This is a genomic window from Undibacterium sp. Ji49W, assembly GCF_049340205.1.
GTDB lineage: Bacteria > Pseudomonadota > Gammaproteobacteria > Burkholderiales > Burkholderiaceae_D > Undibacterium.
Map to the genome: position 1 here is coordinate 97,995 of NZ_JBMPOW010000001.1, position 22,226 is coordinate 120,220.

A 22,226-nucleotide genomic window follows, 5' to 3' on the forward strand; every position below is an offset into this window, starting at 1 on the left:
AACAGAAGCAGAGCCGGGCAAGGGAAGATATTTTGCACTTGTCCATGTCACCTGCACTTTTCTGAGGATGCAGGTAAAAAGATTTACGTTCCGTGCGCTGGCAAACATATCGAAAATTAGTTTTGTTTTATATTTATTGAACCGGTAATAAAGAGTGTTGTAAAAAGTGTAGCAAATGAAGTTGTTGAGACAAGATTTGATAGGTGGTGCAAATAGCAAATCAGTGTCAGCTATTCATGAATAGTGATCAAACCCGCTGCCGCAAGGTATGCGGGATTTTTTTGCCCGGAAACAATTTGATTGATATTGTGATTGACATCGAAAAAACAAATGTTTATTGTATTAAACAATTGTTTGTTTTTTGTTTGATTAAATGTGGTTTTTCCAGGTAAAACCTTGCCATGAGCCTCCTTGCCACTAAAAAAGAGCAGCTGTATCAGCTGATTGCCGCCCATCCCTTTATTTCTCAGCAGGAACTGGCGGATCAACTGGGTTTGTCGCGTTCTGCCGTGGCGGGGCATGTCGCCGCACTGATACGTGAAAAACGCCTGTTGGGCCGGGCATATGTCTTGCCTGATCAACATCCCGTGGTATGTATAGGCGGCGCAAATATTGACCGTAAAATGCGTACGCTGGGGCCCATGCAGATGGGCACCTCCAATCCCGTGAGTCAGCATGAAGCCTTTGGTGGTGTGGCACGCAATATTGCAGAAAATCTGGCGCGTCTGGGTTTGCCGGTCAATTTATTGTGTGCCGTAGGCGATGATGCTGCCGGGCAAAGCATCCTTGCGCAGGCACAGTCCGTCGGCGTGGATGCCAGGGCCAGCTTGCAAATTGCCGGTGCCCTTAGTGGTAGCTATACCGCCTTGTTGAATGATGACGGTGACATGGTGTTGGCACTGGCGCACATGGAATGCTGTGAAGCCATGACACCCGACTATCTGCGCAGCCGTAGCCCCCAGCGCAGTGCGGCCGCTTTTACCATTGCAGACTTGAATTTACCCGCAGATAGCATAGCCTTGTTATTGGAAGACGCTCATTTGCAGGCCAGTCCCTTGCTGCTGGTCGCAGTGTCACAACCCAAGATGGCACGCCTGCCGGAGCAGTTGCAGGGCTTGCGCTGCCTGGTATTGAACCGTGGTGAACTGGAAACAGTGGCTGGGCGCAGTTTGCCGCAAGTACCAGACATGGCTGCCGCCTGCCGCCAATTACAACAGCGCGGTGCCCGGGATGTGATTATTACCCTGGGTAGTGACGGTGTTTTATATACCGATACCGCAGGCAAGGATGGCATCAGTCATCTTGCTGCGCCACAGGTGAGTGTCAAAGATGCGACCGGTGCCGGTGATGCTTTTTCTGCCGGAGTTGCCTGGTCTTTGTACCATAGCGCTGATGATCTGGGATTGGCATGCCGGCGTGGTCTGAAGCTGGCTGCCCTGACCATACAAAGCGAGGCGACTGTTGCGCCTACGCTGAACCAACATATTTTTAACGAGGAAACATGATGCAATCTTATCTGGTCTTGTCGGAAGAAGTCCGCGCCGCCCGTCTGGCGGCCAAACCCGTGGTGGCACTGGAATCCACTATCATTTCTCATGGTATGCCTTACCCGCAGAATGTGCAGACGGCACGCGAGCTGGAACAGATCATCCGTGACCGTGGTGCAGTGCCAGCCACCATCGCCATCATGAATGGCAAGATACACATAGGCTTGTCTGACGCAGAACTGGAGTTACTGGGTAACACGCCCGATGCCATGAAAGTCAGCCGCCGTGATCTGGCATATGCCCTGACCAGCAACAAGCTCGGTGCTACCACTGTAGCCGCCACCATGATCTGTGCCGCACTGGCGGGTATAGAAGTATTTGTGACTGGCGGTATAGGTGGTGTGCATCGTGGTGCTGAAACCAGTTTTGATATTTCTGCGGACTTGCAGGAACTGGCAAGAACTTCGGTTGCCGTGGTATGTGCCGGTGCCAAATCCATTCTGGATATTGGTTTGACGCTGGAATATCTGGAAACCCACGGTGTACCTGTGGTCAGTGTGGGCCAGTCAGCCTTTCCGGCATTCTTTACCAGGGACAGTGCTTACCAGGCTGATTTTCAGCTCGATACAGCAGAGCAGCAGGCTGATTTCATTCATGCCAAATGGACGCTGGGCCTGACGGGTGGTGTGGTGATTGCCAATCCGGTGCCTGAAGTGGCAGCCATGCCAAGAGAAGAGATTGAAAGTATTACCCAGTCAGCCTTGCAAGAGGCTGATGAGCAGGGTATCAAGGGCAAGGCGATCACCCCTTTTCTGTTGAATCGTATCAAGCAGATGACAGCGGGGCGCAGCCTGGAAACCAATATTGCGCTGGTAAAGAATAATGCGGTGGTCGGTGCGCGACTGGCGCTGGCCCTGCATCACTTGCGCAAGCGTACGGTATAAAAACTTGAAGCGGTGCGGTATTGGGTGCCGTCACCGCTCAGGGCTTGAGTTCTGCTCAGGGATAGAAGACGCTGACGTGATAGCCAGCCGCTTTCAGTTTGGGCAATTCAAAATACAGCTTGATATTCTGATCGCTACCTGCCGTGAAGCCTTTGCTTAATTTATCTTTTTCGGTCAGGTAATCATCCGGGCCGAAGACGCGCTGCAATACCGCCTTGTCTTTGGCATCGTTCAATATCAATTCTACCGTCGGCCATGCCTGCACGATGCTGCTGCGGTTCTGGATTTGCATGACCAGCAAAAAGACATTCCTGTCAGGTGCCAGCGCCTGCAATTCATTCGACTCTACCGTGATCTGTTCGATTTGTGCGGGCAGGTTGACCTGGCATTGCAGGAGCTTGCAGGCTTGCTGCAGATACGGCTTGCTCTCTGGCAGCCAGGCTGCCAGTTGGCTACGGAAAATATACGAACTTTGTGCCAGCAGCAATGGGAAAAGCAAGAGCACCATCAGCGTCAGCATGATGGTCGTGACACGTTTGCGCCGCTGCTGTTTCTCTGCCTGGATGACAAAATTGGGACGGTGCTCATCTTCATCTGCATCGCTGTTTGAATCTTCGCTGATGGCTGCCTGATTTGCCAGGGCTGCTTCTTCAGCGCCGATATAAGCCTCTTTGCGCGCCTCATCGTCAGACTGATTGTTTTCTGCCTCAGCTTGTGAAGTGACATCCACTTCAACGCTGGCAGTATTTTCCTTGTGTCGCCAGACTTTTGTGGTCGTCGTGGCAGGTGCCGCATCGCTGCCTGGCGCTGTAGCGTCTTCCTTACCTTCATTCATGGACCAGTCTGCCGTAGGCGGATCCATCAGCGCGGCGCGGGTTTCCAGTTCTGCCCTTGCGACATCGGCGTCATCAACTTCTTCCATGGGGGCGGACAGATTGCCATCACCCAGATCAAAATCAATGGCCGAGGCACTGGCCACTGGCGCAGGCTTGACGGCAGCAACAGGTGGCAACGGTGCGCTGACGGCAGCAAGGGGCTTGACTGGTTCAGTTTCGGCATTTGCCGTGCTGCTGGTCTTGCTGCCCTTGCTTTCAATGGCTGCGGAGGCCGCTGCTATTGCCTGTATAGCCTGTATCGCCGGTGTTGCTTTGGGCTTGTCCAGGTTCTCTGCTTCAAATTCTTTTTCTGCTTTGGAAATGGCGGCCAATACTTCTTCACCCGGCTTGGCAGGCAGGGGTTTGGCTGCAACTGTTGGCGTAGAGGGTAGCGCTGGCGTAGCGGCAGGTGTTGCTGGCTCGGCTGGTGAGTGCGTGCTGACAGGCAGCTCTGCCTTGTCAGCGGCTTTAACTTCTGGTTCTGATGCAGTTTCCACTTCAACCGCAGGCTTGGCTGGGGTTGTGACCGCCGCGGTTGCAACTGTAGCTGTTGCAGGAGCAATAGCCGCAGCAGTGGTGCTGACTGCCGGTGTTACAGGTTTTGCCGTGCTGGTCGCTGTGGATGGCGCGGGCGTACCTGCTTTGTCCGCCGGACCTGGTGCTGCTGGCGTGGCAGGTACTTTTGGGGCATCGGCCGGAATCAGGTTTTCAACCGCATTGAAGGTTTGCTGACATGAGCCGCATCTGACCAGGCCCGCATGCAATTTCAACTGGTCATTCGCCACCTTGAAGGCAGTTTGACAGTGGGGGCAGCGGGTAGCCAGAGCCATGTGCGTCAGCCGTCCAGTCTGCCTGACAGTGCGACCCAGCCTTCGTTTTCTGCCCAGACACTGAGCTGAATGAACGGAGCGTACGCTGCTGCGACTTCTTCGGCCTGTCTTGCCAGTACGCCAGACAGTACCAGTGCACCGCCGGGGGCAACACGGCCAGCCAGCATCGGAGCCATCAGTTTCAATGGACTGGACAAGATGTTGGCAACGACCACGTCAAATTTTTCTGGCGTTGGGTGTGCAGCGCCAAATGCTTCCGGCAATGCGTATTCGATCTCACATTTATTGCGTTCCGCATTGTAGTTGGCCGACTCTATCGCCTGCGGGTCAATATCAACACCGATGACTTTGGCAGCACCCAGTTTGCTGGCCACCATCGCCAATATGCCAGAACCGCAACCGTAGTCGAGTACCGACAGATTCTTGGGTGCGTGGGCTTCCAGCCATTCCATGCACAGGCGGGTGGTAGGATGGCTGCCGGTACCAAAGGCCAGGCCAGGGTCAAGTTCAAGGATCAGGCCATTGCTGTCAGGGGCATCGTGCCAGCTCGGTACGACCCAGATATTTTTACCAATATGGATGGGGGCAAACTGTGATTGCGTGAGACGTACCCAGTCCTGCTCCTCCACCTTGCGGGTGAGATAGGCAGGTACAGTTGCCAGACTGATGGCAGTAGCTGCTTCGGTGACCAGCGTTGCATGGTCGCAATCGACATCGCCCAGAGCCACGACGCGGCTGCGGTCCCAGGCGGCTTCATCTGGCTCCATGCCAGGTTCACCAAACAATGGTCTTTCGGCATCCGTGCCTTCGTCAGCATCCTCGACGGAAACAGACAGTGCGCCCGCATCCATCAGGGCATCCGACAAAGCCTCTGCCTGCTCACGCGCTACTTCAATCACTATTTCTATCCAACCCATATTGCTACTTTCTTATACGACGTTATTACTTCAATAGGACTTACGCAAAACCGCCCCAGCTGTGTTGCAGCTCCTTGCTGGGACGATTTTGTGTCAGTCCCGTTCAAGATACTTCAATAAACTTCAAGACCAAAAGGCTCATTACAGAGGCACAGAGGAAGCACAGAGAAAATCAAGAGAAAAACAAACTCATCATCGACGTCATCGGGTGCACCAGCAATATAAATCTGTAGCGTCTATTTATTGCATTAAAACATATCAACAACAAAAAAGCTTACCACAGAGGCTTGATAACAAAGCCAAAAGCACAGAGAAAAACTTGGGTTTTCTCTGTGCTTCTTTTCCTTATTTGTAGTTTGGGCCGAGCCCAAACTACGTTTTTGAGATAAGCCTGAAGTTTTTCTCAGTACCCCTCGGTGTTTCTGTGTTGAGAGGTTTTTAATTCGATTATTTTGCTTTTTTCGACAACTCTGGCATATCCGCCAATTTGTGTTCCAGGTAATGAATATTGGTGCCGCCCTCAATGAAGCGGGCATCAATCATCAATTCGCGGTGCAGCGGGATATTGGTCTGTATGCCTTCGACGACCATTTCCGACAGGGCGATCTGCATGCGGCGAATGGCCTGTTCACGCGTTTCACCGTAGGCGATGACCTTGCCTATCATGGAGTCATAATTCGGCGGTACGAAATAACCTGCGTAAGCATGTGAATCCACACGGATACCAGGGCCACCCGGAGTATGCCAGGAGGTGATACGACCTGGTGAAGGGATAAACTTGAATGGATCTTCCGCATTGATACGGCATTCAATCGCATGGCCCTTGAGTGTGATATCAGTTTGCTTGAAGCGCAGTTTTTCATTGAAAGCGATACGTATCTGCTCTTGCACGATATCGACGCCGGTAATCATTTCCGTTACCGGGTGTTCAACCTGGACGCGGGTATTCATTTCGATGAAATAGAATTCGCCGTTTTCGTACAAGAATTCAAACGTACCGGCTCCACGATAATTGATCTTGCGGCAGGCCGCGGCACAACGGTCACCGATTTTTTCGATGATCTTGCGCGGAATTCCGGGCGCTGGTGCTTCTTCTATCACTTTCTGGTGGCGGCGCTGCATGGAGCAATCGCGCTCACCCAGCCAGATGGCGCTGCCATGCTGGTCGGCAAGAATCTGGATTTCCACGTGACGCGGGTTTTCCAGAAACTTTTCCATATACACTTCTGGATTACCAAAGGCGGCACCCGCTTCTGTCTTGGTCATGGTGACCGCGTTCAGCAAGGCAGCTTCGGTATGCACGACGCGCATGCCGCGACCACCACCGCCACCGGCAGCCTTGATGATGACCGGGTAACCGACCTTGCGGGCGATTTGCACGATGGCTTTTGGATCGTCAGGCAATGCACCTTCAGAACCGGGCACGCAGGGTACACCAGCCTTGATCATGGCATGTTTGGCCGAAACCTTGTCGCCCATCAGGCGGATGGATTCTGCACGTGGGCCAATGAACACAAAGCCGGATTGCTCTACGCGTTCGGCAAAATCGGCGTTTTCTGACAAAAAGCCATAACCTGGGTGAATCGCCTGGGCATCGGTGACTTCAGCGGCGCTGATGATGGCCGGCATGCTCAGGTAACTCAGATTGGAAGGAGCAGGGCCTATGCAAACAGATTCGTCGGCCAGCTTCACATATTTTGCTTCGCGGTCGGCTTCAGAATGCACGACTACGGTTTTGATACCCATCTCGCGGCAGGCGCGCTGTATACGTAGCGCGATTTCACCACGATTGGCGATAAGAATTTTTTCAAACATGATTTAACTTTGCTGTGGCAATGGTTGCAATTGCATTAGCGGAAAATCCTGTTTCAGTGCTCGCTGGCTTTTCGCCGCAGGCACCGACATTTCCCTAATGCGCGCCTGGATTAGCCAATCACGAACAGCGGCTGGCCGTACTCAACAGGCTGACCATTTTCAACCAGAATCTGTTTGACAGTGCCTGAGAAATCACTTTCGATTTCATTCAGCAGTTTCATCGCTTCGATAATGCAGAGGGTGTCGCCAACATTGACGCTCTTGCCGATATCGGCAAATGGGGCTGCGCCAGGGGCGGAAGAACGGTAGAACGTACCAACCATAGGGGATTTGACGATATGACCGTCCGGTACCACGGGTGCTGCTGTAACTGGTGCTGCGGCGACAGGTGCTGCTGCCGGCATCATTTGCTGGTGCTGGGGTTGCTGCATCATGACGACTTGATTTTGTGGCATCGCAGATGATTTGACGATGCGGACTTTGCCTTCACCTTCAGTCACTTCCAATTCAGCGATATCTGATTCTGCTACGAGGTCGATCAGGGTCTTGAGTTTTCTTAAATCCATGTGGAATCCCCTTGAAAAAAGTGGTTCTGAATTAATTGAGGCGCGCAATTCCGAGCAGGAAAACAGCTCTGATGATGCCGCCGAAGCTTGGATTATATACGAAATAGGCTGGCATTATCCGCAAATTGCGCGAAGATGCGAGAATTTAAATATTTCTTAGGGAAAAGTCAATTGCCAGGCGGTAGCCATCGGTACCGAGGCCGCTAATGACCCCTTTGGCAATTGCCGACAGAAAAGAATGATGTCTGAAGGTTTCTCTCTGATGCACATTGGAGATGTGCACTTCGATAAAAGGTATGGCAACAGCAGCCAGCGCATCTCTCAGGGCAACGCTGGTATGCGTCAGGCCGCCCGGGTTGATGATAATAGCATCGACTTGCTCTTTTTGGGCAGCATGAATGCGATCAATTAATGCGCCTTCATGATTGCTCTGGAAAAAAGCCAATTCAGCACCTGCTGCACGGGCTTGCGCCTGGGCTGCAGTCTCGATCTCTGCCAGAGTAGTGGCGCCGTAAGTGGCTGGCTCACGACTACCTAGCAGGTTCAGATTGGGTCCATTCAGCAGCAGGAGTTTGCTTGCCATAGTCACATTCAATTTGACGAAGATGGCCGCATTTTGCCGCTAATAGCGTTAGATTGGCAAGGAAAACCGTCGCAACTTTTATTTTTCAGAAGAAAATTTGGCGATGTCAGCACGCAATTCCTCCATTTTCAGGCGGCCAAGGTAGTTTTTGACAACTTTACCATCCGGCGTAATCAGAATAGTAAACGGTAGCCCACCACCCTGGTTTCCCAGTTGACGTGATATTTCGCTGCCTTCCATGCCTGCGACAAACAATGGGTAGCTAATTTGATATTTTTTTGTAAAGTCAGCAATATTGCTTGGGCTATCTATGCCCATACCCAATATCTGCACTGCTGCGCCCTTTAATTCGGTTTGCAAGGCAGATAGTTCCGGCATTTCCTGCACGCAGGGCCCACACCAGGTAGCCCAGAAATTTACCACCAGTAGCTTGCCCTGCCATTGTGATAACGCCTGCGTTTTACCGTCGCTGTCTTTTAACTGCTGTGCCATTAATTGCGCGACGGCCTTGCCTTCTGGTGTGGTCGCGGCAATTGATGGTGTGGCAGCGGTGGAGGTAGCCGTGGCGGTGACGGGCAGCGCCTGGTGGCTGGCGAAATACACACCAAGGCTGGCCGACAGCAAACCCAGTGCGACTGCCAGGGCGATAAATCTTTTGTTCATACAGGATTCTTTCACAAGCGTGTATTCAGGCTCAGGATAGTAGCGCAGCTTGCGAATTTGTGCTGACAGAAAGTACCAGCATATCTGGCGATCGGACAGCAAATGCGGTTATGTGCGTAGCGCAATCTGCGGGTTTTGCGCTTAATCCATAGTCTAGCGATTCCTGGCCGTCATACGATGTGGTGTGAAAATACGGTTCTTGCCCACCATCGTCCAATAAGCGTGTCAAACCACTGTCAGAATAATGAGGGGTGGAGCTATAACGCGCTATCACGGCTTGCACGAAGGCGTGCGCATTCTGGTAGCAGGGCATCAGAAATGATTCCGCATGAAAGTATTCAGGTCAAATGTGCAGGGACACTGAGGACATTGAAGGCTATTCTCCTTCCAGATCAGCCTCATCTTCCGCAATCAATGCACGCAAAGCATGGAGATTTGCTCTTTCTGTACTTTTGCCGTGGCCGCTGCGAATGTCGTCCTGGTCATGCAAAACCAGATGTACGCCTTCGTTCTTGTGCATGAAGCTCAGAGTTTCTATGCGGTCATTGCGATTGTTGAAACTTTCCGACACCTCGAACTGCACGTCCTTGTTCAGCAGGTAGATGGCAACATCCTTGGTATTGTCGGCAAACAGGTGCAGGTAAATATCGGAATGGTTGCCTGCCGTGCCGTTGAGCACTGCGCCGACCAGGTAGGGGCGGAAGCGGTCGAATTCTTCCATCAGCTCAGCCGCAAGTTGTCTTAGTTGCAGCAAGCGTTTTGGCTGGGTATCGCCAAAGAACAGTTCATTGTATTCGCGTACTTCCTGTTCGATCTGTGCATTGTCAGGCAGGACATCGCCCTTGATTTTCTGGTTGCCCAGTAACTGCTTGGCTGCCTTGCGCTTGGCTGAGGCATAGTCTGCACCGTCTTCGGCGATCATGCGTGCTGCCAGGGCAGCAATCTCAGCCCGCAGGCTTTCAGCTTCGTTTGGTGTATGGATCATCATGCGGCCATCATAACTGAAACTCTGGTCAAATCCAAAAACAAGACCTCTTGATACAGAAAGGTACAGAAAGGAAATGCCTCCTGTTTGTTGTCTTCGGTGCCAAGGCACGCGGCAGCCCCGAAAAGCCTCAGGTACCTTACTGAGATGCATGAAGAACAAGAGAAAGACAAGTTAAAATCAAAACTCACTTAAGTTATTCTTTTAATACTTTTATTTTCCTCTGTGACACCCTGCACCCCTCTGGGACCCCGTGTTGAGAGGTTTTTAGTCTGTGTGTTCACAGGTTTTCAGCTTCTGTTACGAGTGGTGACAAGAACATGCCTTCTCTCAGGTAGAATTGCGGGATTCTGGAATTTGGTTCAATTATGCATATTCATATATTAGGTATCTGCGGCACTTTCATGGGTGGTCTGGCGGTATTGGCGAAAGAGGCCGGTCATACGGTGACGGGCTGTGATGCCAATGTCTACCCCCCCATGAGCACCCAGCTTGAAGCGCAGGGCATCACCCTGACGCAAGGCTATGGAGCAGAGCAAATTGCATTGGAACCGGATTTATATGTCATAGGCAATGTGGTATCGCGTGGCAACCCTTTGATGGAAGAAATCCTCAACCGTGGCTTGCCCTATGTATCTGGTCCGCAATGGATGGGCGACCATATATTGCATGATAAGTGGGTACTCGCTGTCGCCGGCACCCATGGCAAGACAACCACCTCGGCCATGCTGGCCTGGATACTTGAATATGCCGGTTATGCGCCAGGCTTCCTGATCGGTGGTGTACCGCTGAATTTTGGTATTTCTGCCCGCCTGTGGGGCAACCATGCGTCGGATTTCTTTGTGATCGAAGCCGATGAATACGACACGGCGTTTTTCGACAAACGCAGCAAATTCGTGCATTACCATGCCAAGACGGCAGTACTGAATAATCTTGAATATGATCATGCCGACATCTTTCCCGATGTGGCAGCGATAGAAACCCAGTTCCACCACCTGGTGCGTACTGTGCCGGGTGTCGGCCGTCTCATCGTCAACGGCGACAATGCCTCGCTGGAACGGGTGTTGAAGCGGGGTTGCTGGAGTGAAAAAGAATTCTTTGGTGCCGGCAATCAGGCCTGGCGCCTGATTATGCAGGCTGGTGAAGACTTTGATGTCGTCTTCAATGACGAAGTGCAGGGCACCGTCCACTGGAACCTGAATGGCGAACATAATCGCCAGAACGCGCTGGCTGCCATTGCCGCTGCACGTCATGTCGGCGTCACGCCAGACATCGCCATTGAAGCCCTGGGCCAGTTCATCAGCGTCAAGCGCCGTATGGAAGTGCGCGGCATTGCCGATGGCGTCACTGTTATCGACGACTTTGCTCATCATCCCACTGCAGTTGGCACGACTGTTGCCGGCTTGCGGCATAAGGTTGGGGCTGCACGCATTCTTGCAGTGCTGGAGCCGCGTTCCAATACCATGAAGCTGGGTACCATGAAACAGGCTTTGCCCGGCAGCCTGGAACAGGCTGACCTGGTATTTGGTTTTGGTGCGGCGGAAGGCAAAGATGCCCTGGGCTGGGACCTGGCAGAAGCCTTGGCCCCGCTGGGTAATAAAGTTAATTGTCACAGCAAGATTGCCGATCTGGTGGATGCCATCGTCGCGCAAGCCCGGCCAGGTGACCATGTGCTGATCATGAGCAATGGCGGCTTTGGCGGCGTCCATCAAAAATTGCTAGATGCCCTGCAAAATCGCGCGCAACAGAATGGTAGCGAGGCCAGGGCAGCATGATCCTGTATCTGCACGGTTTTCGCTCATCGCCTGATTCTTACAAGGCACGGGTTATGCGTGAACATATGCAGGCATTGGGCCGTGCTGACGAAATTGTCTGCCCCGAACTCTCACCTTCACCCTTGCTGGCGATACAGCAGGCCGAAGCGCTGCTGGCAGGCCAGGACCCAAGGCAGGTGAGCATCATCGGTTCTTCACTCGGTGGTTACTATGCGACCTGGCTGGCAGAAAAATATGGCTGCAAGGCTGTATTGCTCAACCCGGCTGTCAAACCGCCACGCGACCTGGAAAGCTATGTCGGCGTCACGACCTATTACCACAGCGACCGCATCTTTGAATTCAAGGCTGACTACGTGGCAGAGCTGCGTTCGCTGGCTGTTGAGCAGATCAGCAAGCCGGAACGCTATTTTCTGATCGCGGCGACGGGTGATGAAGTGCTGGACTGGCATGAAATGGTTGCTCATTATCCGGATGCAAAACAATATGTGATTGATGGCAGCGATCACGGCATTGCCGAATTTGCTGATTACCTCGATATGGTCATGGCGTTTTGTGATCAGGTACATTGATTTGGAAGCAGCGATTTTGCCAGCGAAGAAAAAGATGCAGCGCCCGCGTGCGGCCAGATGGGTTGAACATGTGAATGCCGTACAAACCAGTACCCGTATGGAAGACTGGTTGAGCAATCGCGATTCTTTGACGGCCAGACTGGTGGCCAGATGCGCGCAGTTTCGTGTACAGCGTTTGTCGCAGCACAAGGCCATGTGTCTACAGGATGAATATGCTGCCATAGGCTTGCCACGGAATATGAAAGTGCATGAACGGGAAGTATTTTTGCGCTGTGATGGCATCGCCATGGTGTATGGACACACCGTCGTGCCGCTGACAGCCACGGCCAATGAATGGCCCTTGTTTCATGCCCTGGGTGAAAAATCTTTGGGCAGCACCCTGTTCAATGATCCACTGGTGGTCAGGGGCGATTTGAGTTATGCCAGGTTACGCCAGAGTCACCCGCTGATACGCCGTATTGTAGCCAGGTTGCCAGAGCTGGCAGGTGTGCAAAGTATGCTGGCACGTCGCTCACTGTTCTGGCGCAAGGGCGGTTGTCTACAGGTGACGGAAGTGTTTTTGCCTGGGGTTGAAAGTTTGCAGCTTGTTGAAAAACCTTAAGACCTTTCAACACAGAGAAAGGAAGGCTGCTTGCAGGCAGCCTTCGTTACAAACTGGTTTGGCTAAAACGCAAGCCGCAATATATATATATATAAAGCTCCTTCCCCTTCAAGGGGAAGGTTGGGATGGGGATGGGGTTCTTCAGCAAACGAAATAAGTAGCTAATCAACCGAACCCCATTCCCACCCTGGCCTTCTCCTTCAAGAGGAGGGGAATTGATAAGTATTTGAATGATTTCCGCTTTGCTGATAAAGCAAAGTAAGAATAGAAACAACAAACGTCTCAACCAAGATGGACTGACAATAGCAGGGTGAAAAAGTACAAAGATTTTCTCTTGCTTTTCTCTGTACCTCCGTGCCTCTGTGTTGAGCTTTTTGGTCTTAATTAAAGAAGTATTGAATGAATTTATTTTTCGAAGAATCCGGTGATTTCAAGGCAGGCAGTCTCATGACGCAGGCTGGTGAGGCGTATCAGGTCGAGATGGCCAGTGGCAAGCGCACCAAGGTCAAGGCCAAGGATGTGCTGTTGCAATTCGCTTCCCCTGATCCTGTCAGTCTGATTGAGCAGGCCAAGGCCGCTGCGGCCGAGATAGACCTGGAATTTTTATGGGAAGTCGCCGGTCAGGAAGAATTTGGCTTTGCCGAACTAGGTGCCGAATATTTTGGTCATGCACCGCAACCGGTGGAAGCAGCAGGCTTGATTCTGGCCCTGCACAATGCCCCTATTTATTTCTACAAAAAAGGCCGCGGCCGTTATAAGGCAGCGCCAGAAGCCGCACTGAAAGCAGCGCTGGCCGGTATAGAAAAGAAAAAGCAGCAAGCCCTGATACAGGCAGGCTATGTCGAAGAGCTCAAGCAAAACCACCTGCCTGATGTCATGAAGCCGCTGGCCCTGCAACTGTTGTTCAAGCCAGATAAAAACAGCATCGAATACAAAGCCCTGGCAGAGGCCTGCGATGTCATGCAAATGTCGCCGCAACGTCTGATGCTGGCAACTGGCGGCATTGCCAGCCCCAAGCATTTGCATCTGGCCAAGTTCCATTACGAGCATTTTCCCAAGGGCGTGGCTTTCCCCGCCATTACTGTGCCATCCCTGCCGACCGATTTGCCGGTTGCCGACGTACAGGCATTTTCTATCGATGATGTCACCACGACCGAAATTGATGATGCTTTTTCTGTCGTTGATATCGGCAACGGCCAGTTGCGTGTGGGCATACATATCGCTGCCCCGGCTTTGGGTATACAGCGTGGCGATGCGCTCGACCAGATTGCACGTGCCCGCATGTCCACCGTCTACATGCCGGGCGACAAGATCACCATGCTGCCAGATGAACTGGTAGAAGCCTACACCCTGGGTGCAGGCCAGACCCGCCCGGCCCTGTCGCTGTATGCAACCCTGAATACCGAAGACTGGTCCGTCATCAGCACTGAAACCAAAGTAGAAGCCATCCCGATGGCCAGCAATTTGCGCCACAATGACCTTGATGCGCTGGTGACAGAAGATAACCTGGCGAACGATGCCGGCGAGTATCCGCACAAGGCCGACATTGCCCAACTGTGGAAATGGGCGCAAGTGCTGGAGCAGGGCCGCATGGTCAAGCGCGAAAGCTTTGGCATGAAGCCGGAACAGAATAACCGCGTCGATTTCAATTTTTACGTTGAAGATGATGTCGTCTCCATCGTGCGTCGCAAGCGTGGCGCACCGCTGGACAAGATCGTGGCCGAACTGATGATATTTGCCAACAGCACCTGGGGCAAGCTCATGGCTGACCATGGCATTCCCGGTATCTACCGGGCGCAGGGTGTGGCCGGTGGCCGTGGACCCGGTGGCTGGGCCGCACGCATGCAGGTACGCATGCTGACCCATGCAGCACCGCATCAGGGCCTGGGCGTGGATCAATATGCCTGGAGTACCTCACCGCTGCGCCGTTATACCGATCTGGTCAATCAATGGCAAATCATCGCCTGTGTACAGCATGGGGTGACAGCGCCGCTGGTGGCACCCTTCAAACCCAAGGATGCCGACCTGTTTGCCATCGTGTCAGGTTTTGATGCAGCCTATGCGGCCTATGCCGATTTCCAGAACAATATGGAACGCTACTGGTGCCTGCGCTGGCTGGGGCAGGAAGAAGCCCGTCAGGTGGAAGCTGTGGTATTGAAGGATGAAGTCTTGCGTCTGGTCGATATTCCCCTCATCATTCGTTTGCCGGGCATGCCGCAAACTGCACGCGGTGCCCAGGTCAGACTGGATATTCTGCGCTGGGATGAAGTTGATCTCACTGTCGAAGCCCGTCTGCTGGAATTGCTATCCACCGTTACCGAACTGGGTGAAGATGAAGAACAGGATGAAGATACGACCGAAGTGATCGAAGAAACGCCCACCACGGAACAAAATGGTGAGGCAACTGATATAGAAGACACCGGCGCAGTAACAGATAGAAGCGATGAGCCTGCTGCCGAACAGCCACAAGCAGATTAATGAATAGCCAGACCGATCAATCACCGATGCCGTCAACAGACCTTAAAGACAAATTGCCTGAAAAGACAACTTTCGACAAGTTGATACTGACCGTTGCCGTCATCATTTCAATGGTGATCCATGCGACCTTGCTGTTACTGCATTTTGTCGCCCCAAGGCCGGAAGAAAGCCGGCCCGCAGATCCGGGGCTGGAAGTCATCCTGGTCAATGCCAAGCACGACAAGGCACCCTTGAAGGCCGAAGCTTTGGCCCAGGCGGATCTGGATGGTGGTGGCGCTCACGACAGTGGCCGCAGCAAATCGCCGTTGCCAGATATGCGCAAGACCGAAGATGGCGACAGTGCTCAAACCACCAAGCGCCGTATTGCCGAACTGGAGCAGCAGCAACAGCAATTGATAGACCAGGCCAAACGCAAGGAATTGTTCCGCCTGCCGCAGCAAGAAAAAAAGCCGCTGGATGATAGCCGCAAACCTGCGACCGGATCTGATCAGGTCGATACCTCACAGGCCCTGGCACGCATGGCAGCGGAAATCTCTCAAACCATAGAAGACCAGAACAAGCGTCCGCGTAAAACCTTTATTACCCCAAGCACGCAAAAAGCCGGGTATGCGGTGTATTACAAGGCGATGCAAAAACGTATCGAAGATACCGGCACACTGAACTTTCCGCAAAAAGACGGCAAGAAACTGTATGGCGAATTGATCGTCTACATCCCGATTTTCCAGGATGGCACCATTTATGAAAAAGAAGGTGGGCCGCGCATAGAAAAATCCTCTGGTGACAAAGCCCTGGACACGGCAGCCCTGCGTATTATTAGGCGGTCTGCACCGTTTGGACGTTTCCCGCAAAACATGCGTTCTACCGACAAGGATGACTTGTGGGTAGTGATTACCCGCTTCAAGTTTACCCGTGAACTACAGCTTGAAACTGAACTGCGCGGAGATAAAAGTTGAAGACGATGAATACCAGACCGGACGCCTATGTGGTTATCGGTAACCCGATAGCGCATAGCAAGTCACCTGCCATTCATGCCCGCTTTGCCGAACTGACTGTACAGCATATTGATTACCAGCGCCTGCTGGCACCGATCGATGGCTTCGCTGCCAGCGTGCGCGACTTTATCAATGCTGGTGGCAAGGGTGCGAACGTCACATTGCCATTCAAGCTGGAAGCCTATGCCCTGGCGGATGAGTTAAGCCCGCGCGCCCGGGTGGCCGGTGCCGTCAATACCCTGAAGTTTGAGCCAGGCTGTATTTATGGCGACAACACCGACGGCATAGGCCTGGTGGCAGATATCGTACGCAATGCCGGTGTCAGCCTGCGTGGCAAACGTATACTTTTGTTGGGGGCCGGTGGTGCCGCACGTGGTGCCTTGCTGCCCCTGTTGCAGGAACAGCCGGCCAGCTTGTTGATCGCCAATCGCACGCTCGCCAAGGCGCAGGATTTGCTGGCGCAGGTACAAAGCCTGGCCGGCAATTGCACACTGCAAGCCTGCCGTTTTGAAGAGTGTGATCAGGCTGTGGATGTCATCATCAATGCTACCTCGGCCAGCCTGAATGATGATGTGCCCCCGCTGTCGCCCGCTTTGTTCACGACCACTACCCTGGCTTACGACATGATGTACGCCGCTGCCCCTACGGCCTTTTTACGTTTTGCCGCCAGCCATGGCGCGCAGTGCCGCGACGGCCTGGGCATGCTGGTAGAGCAGGCAGCAGAAGCCTTTGCGTTATGGCGTGGTTTGCGCCCACCCAGTGATCTGGTACTGGCAGAAATGCGTTTAGCCATGCAGGTGAATAGCTGATGAAACTCCTTGGGCGACTCCTGTTCTGGCTGGTATTGATGCCCCTGGTGTTGTTCACGCTGGTGCAGGCATATTTTCTGGTGCAGATATGGTGGTGGGTCGATCATAATCCTACTTCCACCAGCTTCATGCGCCATCAGCTTGATGTCTTGCAGGAAAAGAAACCGGACTTCAAACTCCAGCATAAGTGGGTACCCTATAACCGCATTTCCAATAATCTGAAACATGCCGTCATTGCATCCGAAGATGACAGTTTTGTCGATCATGAAGGTGTCGATTGGGAAGCCATGCAAAAGGCGTACGAAAAAAATCAAAAGAAGGGCAAGGTTGTTTCCGGCGGCTCCACCATTACCCAGCAACTGGCAAAAAACCTGTTTTTGTCGGCAGAGCGTAGCTATTTCCGCAAAGGTGAAGAACTGATCATCACCTATATGCTGGAAATGTGCATGGACAAGCAACGCATCCTGGAAATTTATCTGAATGTCGTAGAATGGGGTGTAGGCGTGTTTGGTGCTGAAGCTGCTGCCCAACATTATTTCCATACCAGCGCAGCCAATCTGGGCCCATCCCAGGCGGCCAGACTGGCAGTCATGTTGCCCAAGCCACGGTATTTTGACAAGAACCCGGGTTCCGGGTATCTGCAAAGACGCAGTGAAGTGATTTTGCAAAGAATGAATAGTGCGGAGTTACCATGAGCCTGCATCATCAAAGGGGTATCAGCCTGATCGCGGTCGCCATCGTTTCCATGCTGGTTGCCCTGCTGTCCATGGGTTTGCTGTACTACATGCGCAACGGTCACTTGCCCATGCCCGAGATGTGGGCGCGCTGGGGCAAATCGGCGAACGTTATCACGAATGAATTGAAAAATGCCACTGGCGTGCAATTGCCTGACAGCAGCAATGGTAGCAATAACACCCCCGGCATGCGTCAGGCCGCTACTGTGGATGAAGGCGTTCGTCGCTGCACCATCAATGGCAAGACCGTCTACTCAGACACACTCTGCACTGATACCAATCCCACGACGCGGCAGGTCAAGCTGCATGATGCCAGGGGTATAGAAGCACCTAAAACCCCGGCATCGCAGGCTACTGCATCTGAAGCAGATGAAGAGCAACTCAAGAAGAAAATCATGGAGCAGGCACTCGGGAACGGTAAAAAATAAACCCTGCATTCTGTTCTTCAGATAGCCTCTCAGACGTGTTTTCTTGCCAGCCAGTGTGTCAGTAGTTCTTGCTGATCATCCATCGCATTGCCATTATTTTCAAATCCCAGTTTTTGTACCACTTTGGTCGAGGCAACATTGTCAGGGCTGACTGTCGCCAGGACGCTAGTTGCACCACCGGCAAAAGCCAGGTGCAACAGGCTACGCACGGCAGCGCTGGCTGCTTCCTGCCTTCTGCATTCCGGCGAAATACCATAGCCAATTTCTACACATCCGTTCTGCGGTGGTGATTTGAATCCGCAACTGCCTACGATCAGCTTGTCTTCCACCGCTACGATATAAAAAGTGCTGCACCAGTAAGCGGGCGCACCGGCATCAATCTGTGCTATTGCGCGTGCCGCCACAAAAGCAGGTGGTAGTGCATCCGTGGCGAGGCGGCAGTTCAGCGTAGCGGGTACGACAGATCGTTCCAGATCACGCAGCTGTTCCAGGGATACGCTGACAAGTTGATAGCTCATGGGGCACGGTTTATGTTCATCAATTGAGCAAGCATATTTCGGTTGGTGTCACTATCCCCGTTAAATCTCGCCAGCTACCATTCAAACCACCGTTATCTCCATTGGTCGCAACGGGCTTGGGAATGAAATATGCCTAGCTTAGCATCTCTTGCGCCAGCAGTTTTGAAAAACTGCCGGCTTAAAACTTTCACCTGCATCATTTGTATGAGTCCGTTCAACTTCCATAGGAAAACCATGAACCAGCAACAAGAACTTATCCATCAGTTAAGCCGTCAAAATCGCCTGCTGAAGCAGACCCTTGGTATCAGCGCCGCAGGCCTGGCCGTACTCTTGCTGGTAGCCGCCAAACCAACGGAAAATCACGGGAAGTTTTCAGAAATCGATGTAGAGCGCATCAACATCGTGACACCGGAAGGCAAGAATGAAATGGTGATTGCCAATCATCTGCGCCTGCCAGAGCCAATTGCGGATGGCAAGCCCGGCAAACGTAGCGGGCCGCAAAGACCCGGCATGATTTTTTATAATACCCTCGGTGATGAAAATGGCGGCTTCATCTTTGATGGCAAGACGGATGAAAAAGGAAGGCCAGTCTCGGGCATGCATCTGTCCATGGATAGATTTGGCGGCGATCAGCAACTCTCGCTCGGCCATTATGAAAGCGGTGGCACTATGGAATCCGGTTTGAAGATTTATGACCGTGGTTTGAAGAAAGATTATGAGGACCTGTACGATGCTTATGAAAAAGCAGCCGCAGGGCCAGAGAAAGATGCCTTGCTACAGAAATGGAAAGATGCAGGCGGCCAGCAAACCAACCGTCTGTTTGTTGGCAAGACCCGTGGCAAATCTTCTGCCATCATCCTGGCCGATGCCAAGGGCAAGCCGCGCATCATGATGCTGGTCACGCCGGAAGGCAAGCCCATGCTGAATTTCCTCGATGACAACGGCAAAATCATGCAGAGCCTGCCACAGACGGATGCAGGTGCAAGCCCTGCTGCAAAATAAACAGTACGCGCTTTACTGCTACTTACTGTTACTTACTGCTACTGTTTGCAACTTGGATTTGCTCCAGCATAAGCTGGAGCAATTTCTTGATATTCAGCTTGATTACTGTGCGGGTGGTCCCTTCAGCTCAATCACGTTCCCTTCCGGATCGCTGATATAGATGGATGGGCCTTCGCCTTCTGCACCATACCTTTGTTGTACTTCGCCAGCTTCAATACCGTGGCTTTGCAGATGCGCCTGTATGTCAGCGGCATCGAAGGGTTCAACCCGCAGGCACAGATGATCAAGATTGCGCGCTTCCTTGCCCGGCGCTGCACCACCCATGCGGCCCAATTTTCCGTCTACCGGTACCAGGTCTATCATCGACCTGCCTACGCGCAATTGCACCAGACCAATTTCATCCTGTCTGCGTTCAACCGGACATCCCAGTACGTCACAATAAAAATGCAGCATGGCACTCAAATCCACTACCCGTAATACCAAGTGATCAATTTCACGTACCTTTATCATGCCATGTCCCCGACTTGTTTTTTTGTTGGGTGATAGTAACGCGCTTCAGAAAATGTTGCAGATAATGACAATAATAGTGTTTTCATACGGTGGTTTCTGTGCTGATAAAATAAGTACAGTCATTTCTTGCTGTCATTCATATCCACAATCGGGAGATACAACCATGAGCGTCGCCTATTACATCGTGCTTGATAATGATGAACCAGGTTTTGATACCTTCGTCAACGGCAAGGCCATTGCACATGCCATTGAAGAGCTTGATCAGTTGTGCGAGCAGGCAGATTTGCCCATGCTGGAATCTTTCGTTGGTCAATCTGCCGAAGATATTGAGGACATGCTGGGTGAAGACATAGACTGGCCAGAAGATGGCGAGCTGGAACATGTCTGGCACACAGCAGATGCCGGCATCGCCTACGTTGAAGCCGTGATCCATGCAATACAGAACATGCAGCATAGCCTGCAGGCATCAAATGACGTGCTGGAAGAATTTGAAGAGTACCGTAATGTACTGGAACAGGCGAAAGAAGTCGGCGCCAAGTGGCATCTGGCGCTGGATGTATGAGAGCAGTATCCATGTTGGACTGATGATATGCACTTGACGTGTGCTGCGTAGTTCATGCATTGCACTTTGATATTGGGTAAATGGCAATTTGAACGCAATGTGAATGCGCCTCAGAAAAAATAAAACCCAAGCCCATTCCGCCCATCTGTGCAAAACAGGTTTACAATCCAGCCAAACCTGAACCCCGCCTTTCCGGAATTCGCCTATGATTAATGTCTTTGTTTTGCACAATGGCCGCTTAAGCCAGATCAATGTGGAAAACCGCACTGATCTTGAAAATACGCTGCCTATCTGGGTTGATCTGACCGACCCGAACGAAGAAGAGCGTGAATGGGTCAAGAGTATCTATGGCGTTACCTTGCCAGGCGAAGACGAGGTCAAGGACATTGAAGCCTCTGCCCGTTACTATGAAGCTGATAATGGCGATCTGCATCTGCGTACCGATTTCCTGATAGACGATGATGACGAACCGGCGCGCACGATAACGGTAGCGTTTATCCTGGCGCGCGATATTTTGTTTTCTGTGCATACCATTGATTTGCCGGTGTTCCGTCTGGTTCGTATGCGGGCGCGTTCGCGTCCCGGGTCGATTGCTGATTACAAGGATGTGCTGCTGGACCTGTATGCCACCGATGCCGAATATTCGGCCGATGCGCTGGAAGGCATTTATCAAAACCTGGAAGACGTCAGTCGCAGCGTACTGCAAAAAAACTTCAGCGATCAGGATGCCGCAGCAGCCCTGAATGCGATTGCGCAAGAAGAAGATCTGAATGGTCGTATACGTCGCAACATGATGGACACCCGTCGTGCCGTTAGTTTTCTGATGCGTGGCCGCCTGTTGAATGCAGATCAGTTTGAAGAAGCACGGCAAATTTTGCGTGACATCGAATCACTGGATGGCCATACCTCATTTCTGTTCGACAAGATCAACTTTCTGATGGATGCGACGGTCGGTTTCATTAACATTAACCAGAACAAGATCATCAAGATATTCTCAGTAGCCAGCGTCGCCTTTTTGCCGCCGACACTGATCGCCAGTATCTATGGCATGAACTTCAAGGGCTGGTTCCCTGAACTGGACTGGCAACTCGGTTATCCGTTTGCGCTGGCATTGATGCTGGCGTCAGCGATTACTCCTTTCTGGTATTTCCGGCGTCGGGGATGGTTAAAATAAAATGGCAGCGATAGCACTCAATCATTACAATCTGCGCGGTGACCGCGCCACGCTGGACAGGCTCAAGGATTTTTACCTGAGGTATGTCGGCCTGGAAGTTGGCCCGCGTCCGCTGAACAGTTTTGGTTATTGGCTGTATGCGGGCGGGCGCGATGTCCTGCATTTGTCAGAACCCCGGCCAGGCGAAAGCCGTCAGACAGAAATGAAAACCAGCTTTGATCATGTCGCCTTTACCTGTACAGACCTGCCTGCCATGCTGGCTAAATTACAGCAGGATGGCATTGCCTATCGCCACGCAGTAGTTGAAGCCAAGGCTGGTTTCGCCACGCAGCAGCAGGTATTCTTCAGTGACCCAGAAGGCAATGGCATAGAGCTGAATTTTGTCGATGCAGCAGTATAAGTTGCACAC

Annotated in this window: 23 protein-coding genes; 14 read left to right on the top strand and 9 right to left on the bottom strand. The window is 52.2% G+C overall.

The window, feature by feature from the left end:
• Nucleotides 1-401 precede the first annotated feature (401 nt).
• Together ACO0LK_RS00440 and ACO0LK_RS00445 are read left to right on the top strand one after the other, a co-directional pair.
• Complete coding sequence (locus tag ACO0LK_RS00440; protein WP_422971103.1) at nucleotides 402-1,505, top strand: carbohydrate kinase; 1,104 nt, start codon at nucleotides 402-404, stop codon at nucleotides 1,503-1,505.
• On the top strand, nucleotides 1,505-2,431 hold the full coding sequence (locus tag ACO0LK_RS00445; RefSeq protein WP_422971105.1) for a pseudouridine-5'-phosphate glycosidase: 927 nt from the start codon (nucleotides 1,505-1,507) through the stop codon (nucleotides 2,429-2,431). Before ACO0LK_RS00440 ends, ACO0LK_RS00445 begins: the two co-directional genes overlap by 1 nt.
• Before the next feature lie 55 nt (nucleotides 2,432-2,486).
• Here ACO0LK_RS00445 and ACO0LK_RS00450 read toward each other — a convergent pair whose 3' ends face one another.
• From ACO0LK_RS00450 to ACO0LK_RS00480, 7 genes are all read right to left on the bottom strand, one after another.
• Complete coding sequence (locus tag ACO0LK_RS00450) at nucleotides 2,487-4,136, bottom strand: DUF3426 domain-containing protein (protein ID WP_422971107.1); 1,650 nt, start codon at nucleotides 4,134-4,136, stop codon at nucleotides 2,487-2,489.
• A 5-nt stretch (nucleotides 4,137-4,141) separates the two neighbouring features.
• Nucleotides 4,142-5,053 (bottom strand): 50S ribosomal protein L11 methyltransferase, encoded by a 912-nt coding sequence (prmA, locus tag ACO0LK_RS00455; RefSeq protein ID WP_422971108.1) that lies wholly within the window; start codon nucleotides 5,051-5,053, stop codon nucleotides 4,142-4,144.
• Nucleotides 5,054-5,500: 447 nt separating this feature from the next.
• Nucleotides 5,501-6,868 (bottom strand): acetyl-CoA carboxylase biotin carboxylase subunit, encoded by a 1,368-nt coding sequence (gene accC, locus ACO0LK_RS00460; protein ID WP_422971110.1) that lies wholly within the window; start codon nucleotides 6,866-6,868, stop codon nucleotides 5,501-5,503.
• A 110-nt stretch (nucleotides 6,869-6,978) separates the two neighbouring features.
• Entirely contained in the window at nucleotides 6,979-7,434 is a 456-nt protein-coding gene (gene accB / locus ACO0LK_RS00465) for an acetyl-CoA carboxylase biotin carboxyl carrier protein (RefSeq protein WP_186946906.1), read from the bottom strand.
• A gap of 145 nt (nucleotides 7,435-7,579) precedes the next feature.
• Entirely contained in the window at nucleotides 7,580-8,017 is a 438-nt protein-coding gene (gene aroQ, locus ACO0LK_RS00470; protein ID WP_422971112.1) for a type II 3-dehydroquinate dehydratase, read from the bottom strand.
• 78 nt (nucleotides 8,018-8,095) lie between these two features.
• Nucleotides 8,096-8,680 carry a TlpA family protein disulfide reductase gene (locus ACO0LK_RS00475; RefSeq protein WP_422971114.1) on the bottom strand — a complete coding sequence of 195 codons (585 nt, stop codon included), beginning with the start codon at nucleotides 8,678-8,680 and terminating at the stop codon, nucleotides 8,096-8,098.
• Nucleotides 8,681-9,056: 376 nt separating this feature from the next.
• Nucleotides 9,057-9,668 (bottom strand): hypothetical protein, encoded by a 612-nt coding sequence (locus ACO0LK_RS00480; RefSeq protein ID WP_422971116.1) that lies wholly within the window; start codon nucleotides 9,666-9,668, stop codon nucleotides 9,057-9,059.
• A gap of 365 nt (nucleotides 9,669-10,033) precedes the next feature.
• On the opposite strand from ACO0LK_RS00480, the gene mpl reads away from it, so the two are divergent.
• The 8 genes from mpl to ACO0LK_RS00520 all read left to right on the top strand — a co-directional run bounded on the left by mpl (nucleotide 10,034) and on the right by ACO0LK_RS00520 (nucleotide 18,051).
• A complete protein-coding gene (gene mpl, locus ACO0LK_RS00485) occupies nucleotides 10,034-11,440 on the top strand; it encodes a UDP-N-acetylmuramate:L-alanyl-gamma-D-glutamyl-meso-diaminopimelate ligase (RefSeq protein ID WP_422971118.1) in 1,407 nt (468 codons plus the stop codon).
• Nucleotides 11,437-12,009 (top strand): YqiA/YcfP family alpha/beta fold hydrolase, encoded by a 573-nt coding sequence (locus ACO0LK_RS00490; protein ID WP_422971120.1) that lies wholly within the window; start codon nucleotides 11,437-11,439, stop codon nucleotides 12,007-12,009. Before mpl ends, ACO0LK_RS00490 begins: the two co-directional genes overlap by 4 nt.
• Complete coding sequence (locus ACO0LK_RS00495; RefSeq protein ID WP_422971122.1) at nucleotides 11,933-12,610, top strand: chorismate--pyruvate lyase family protein; 678 nt, start codon at nucleotides 11,933-11,935, stop codon at nucleotides 12,608-12,610. The genes ACO0LK_RS00490 and ACO0LK_RS00495 overlap by 77 nt, the downstream gene beginning before the upstream one ends.
• Before the next feature lie 399 nt (nucleotides 12,611-13,009).
• Nucleotides 13,010-15,088, top strand: a complete 2,079-nt coding sequence (locus ACO0LK_RS00500) for a ribonuclease catalytic domain-containing protein (RefSeq protein WP_422971124.1) — start codon at nucleotides 13,010-13,012, stop codon at nucleotides 15,086-15,088.
• Nucleotides 15,089-15,198: 110 nt separating this feature from the next.
• Nucleotides 15,199-16,041, top strand: coding sequence for a TonB C-terminal domain-containing protein (locus tag ACO0LK_RS00505; protein WP_186947260.1), 843 nt, complete (start codon nucleotides 15,199-15,201; stop codon nucleotides 16,039-16,041).
• Nucleotides 16,042-16,046: 5 nt separating this feature from the next.
• Nucleotides 16,047-16,889 carry a shikimate dehydrogenase gene (aroE, locus tag ACO0LK_RS00510; protein ID WP_422971126.1) on the top strand — a complete coding sequence of 281 codons (843 nt, stop codon included), beginning with the start codon at nucleotides 16,047-16,049 and terminating at the stop codon, nucleotides 16,887-16,889.
• On the top strand, nucleotides 16,889-17,584 hold the full coding sequence (mtgA, locus tag ACO0LK_RS00515; protein WP_422971128.1) for a monofunctional biosynthetic peptidoglycan transglycosylase: 696 nt from the start codon (nucleotides 16,889-16,891) through the stop codon (nucleotides 17,582-17,584). Before aroE ends, mtgA begins: the two co-directional genes overlap by 1 nt.
• Nucleotides 17,581-18,051 (top strand): hypothetical protein, encoded by a 471-nt coding sequence (locus ACO0LK_RS00520; RefSeq protein WP_422971130.1) that lies wholly within the window; start codon nucleotides 17,581-17,583, stop codon nucleotides 18,049-18,051. The genes mtgA and ACO0LK_RS00520 overlap by 4 nt, the downstream gene beginning before the upstream one ends.
• Nucleotides 18,052-18,080: 29 nt before the next feature.
• Here ACO0LK_RS00520 and ACO0LK_RS00525 read toward each other — a convergent pair whose 3' ends face one another.
• Nucleotides 18,081-18,569 carry a GNAT family N-acetyltransferase gene (locus ACO0LK_RS00525; RefSeq protein ID WP_422971132.1) on the bottom strand — a complete coding sequence of 163 codons (489 nt, stop codon included), beginning with the start codon at nucleotides 18,567-18,569 and terminating at the stop codon, nucleotides 18,081-18,083.
• Between the two features lie 234 nt (nucleotides 18,570-18,803).
• Between ACO0LK_RS00525 and ACO0LK_RS00530 the strand changes: the two genes are divergently transcribed.
• Entirely contained in the window at nucleotides 18,804-19,571 is a 768-nt protein-coding gene (locus ACO0LK_RS00530) for a hypothetical protein (RefSeq protein WP_422971134.1), read from the top strand.
• 102 nt (nucleotides 19,572-19,673) lie between these two features.
• Here ACO0LK_RS00530 and ACO0LK_RS00535 read toward each other — a convergent pair whose 3' ends face one another.
• A complete protein-coding gene (locus tag ACO0LK_RS00535) occupies nucleotides 19,674-20,081 on the bottom strand; it encodes a VOC family protein (protein WP_422971136.1) in 408 nt (135 codons plus the stop codon).
• A gap of 163 nt (nucleotides 20,082-20,244) precedes the next feature.
• Between ACO0LK_RS00535 and ACO0LK_RS00540 the strand changes: the two genes are divergently transcribed.
• The 3 genes from ACO0LK_RS00540 to ACO0LK_RS00550 all read left to right on the top strand — a co-directional run bounded on the left by ACO0LK_RS00540 (nucleotide 20,245) and on the right by ACO0LK_RS00550 (nucleotide 22,217).
• Entirely contained in the window at nucleotides 20,245-20,643 is a 399-nt protein-coding gene (locus ACO0LK_RS00540) for a hypothetical protein (protein WP_422971137.1), read from the top strand.
• Nucleotides 20,644-20,848: 205 nt separating this feature from the next.
• Nucleotides 20,849-21,817 (top strand): magnesium/cobalt transporter CorA, encoded by a 969-nt coding sequence (gene corA, locus ACO0LK_RS00545; protein ID WP_186946919.1) that lies wholly within the window; start codon nucleotides 20,849-20,851, stop codon nucleotides 21,815-21,817.
• Between the two features lies 1 nt (nucleotide 21,818).
• Nucleotides 21,819-22,217 (top strand): VOC family protein, encoded by a 399-nt coding sequence (locus ACO0LK_RS00550; RefSeq protein WP_422971140.1) that lies wholly within the window; start codon nucleotides 21,819-21,821, stop codon nucleotides 22,215-22,217.
• Nucleotides 22,218-22,226 lie beyond the last annotated feature (9 nt).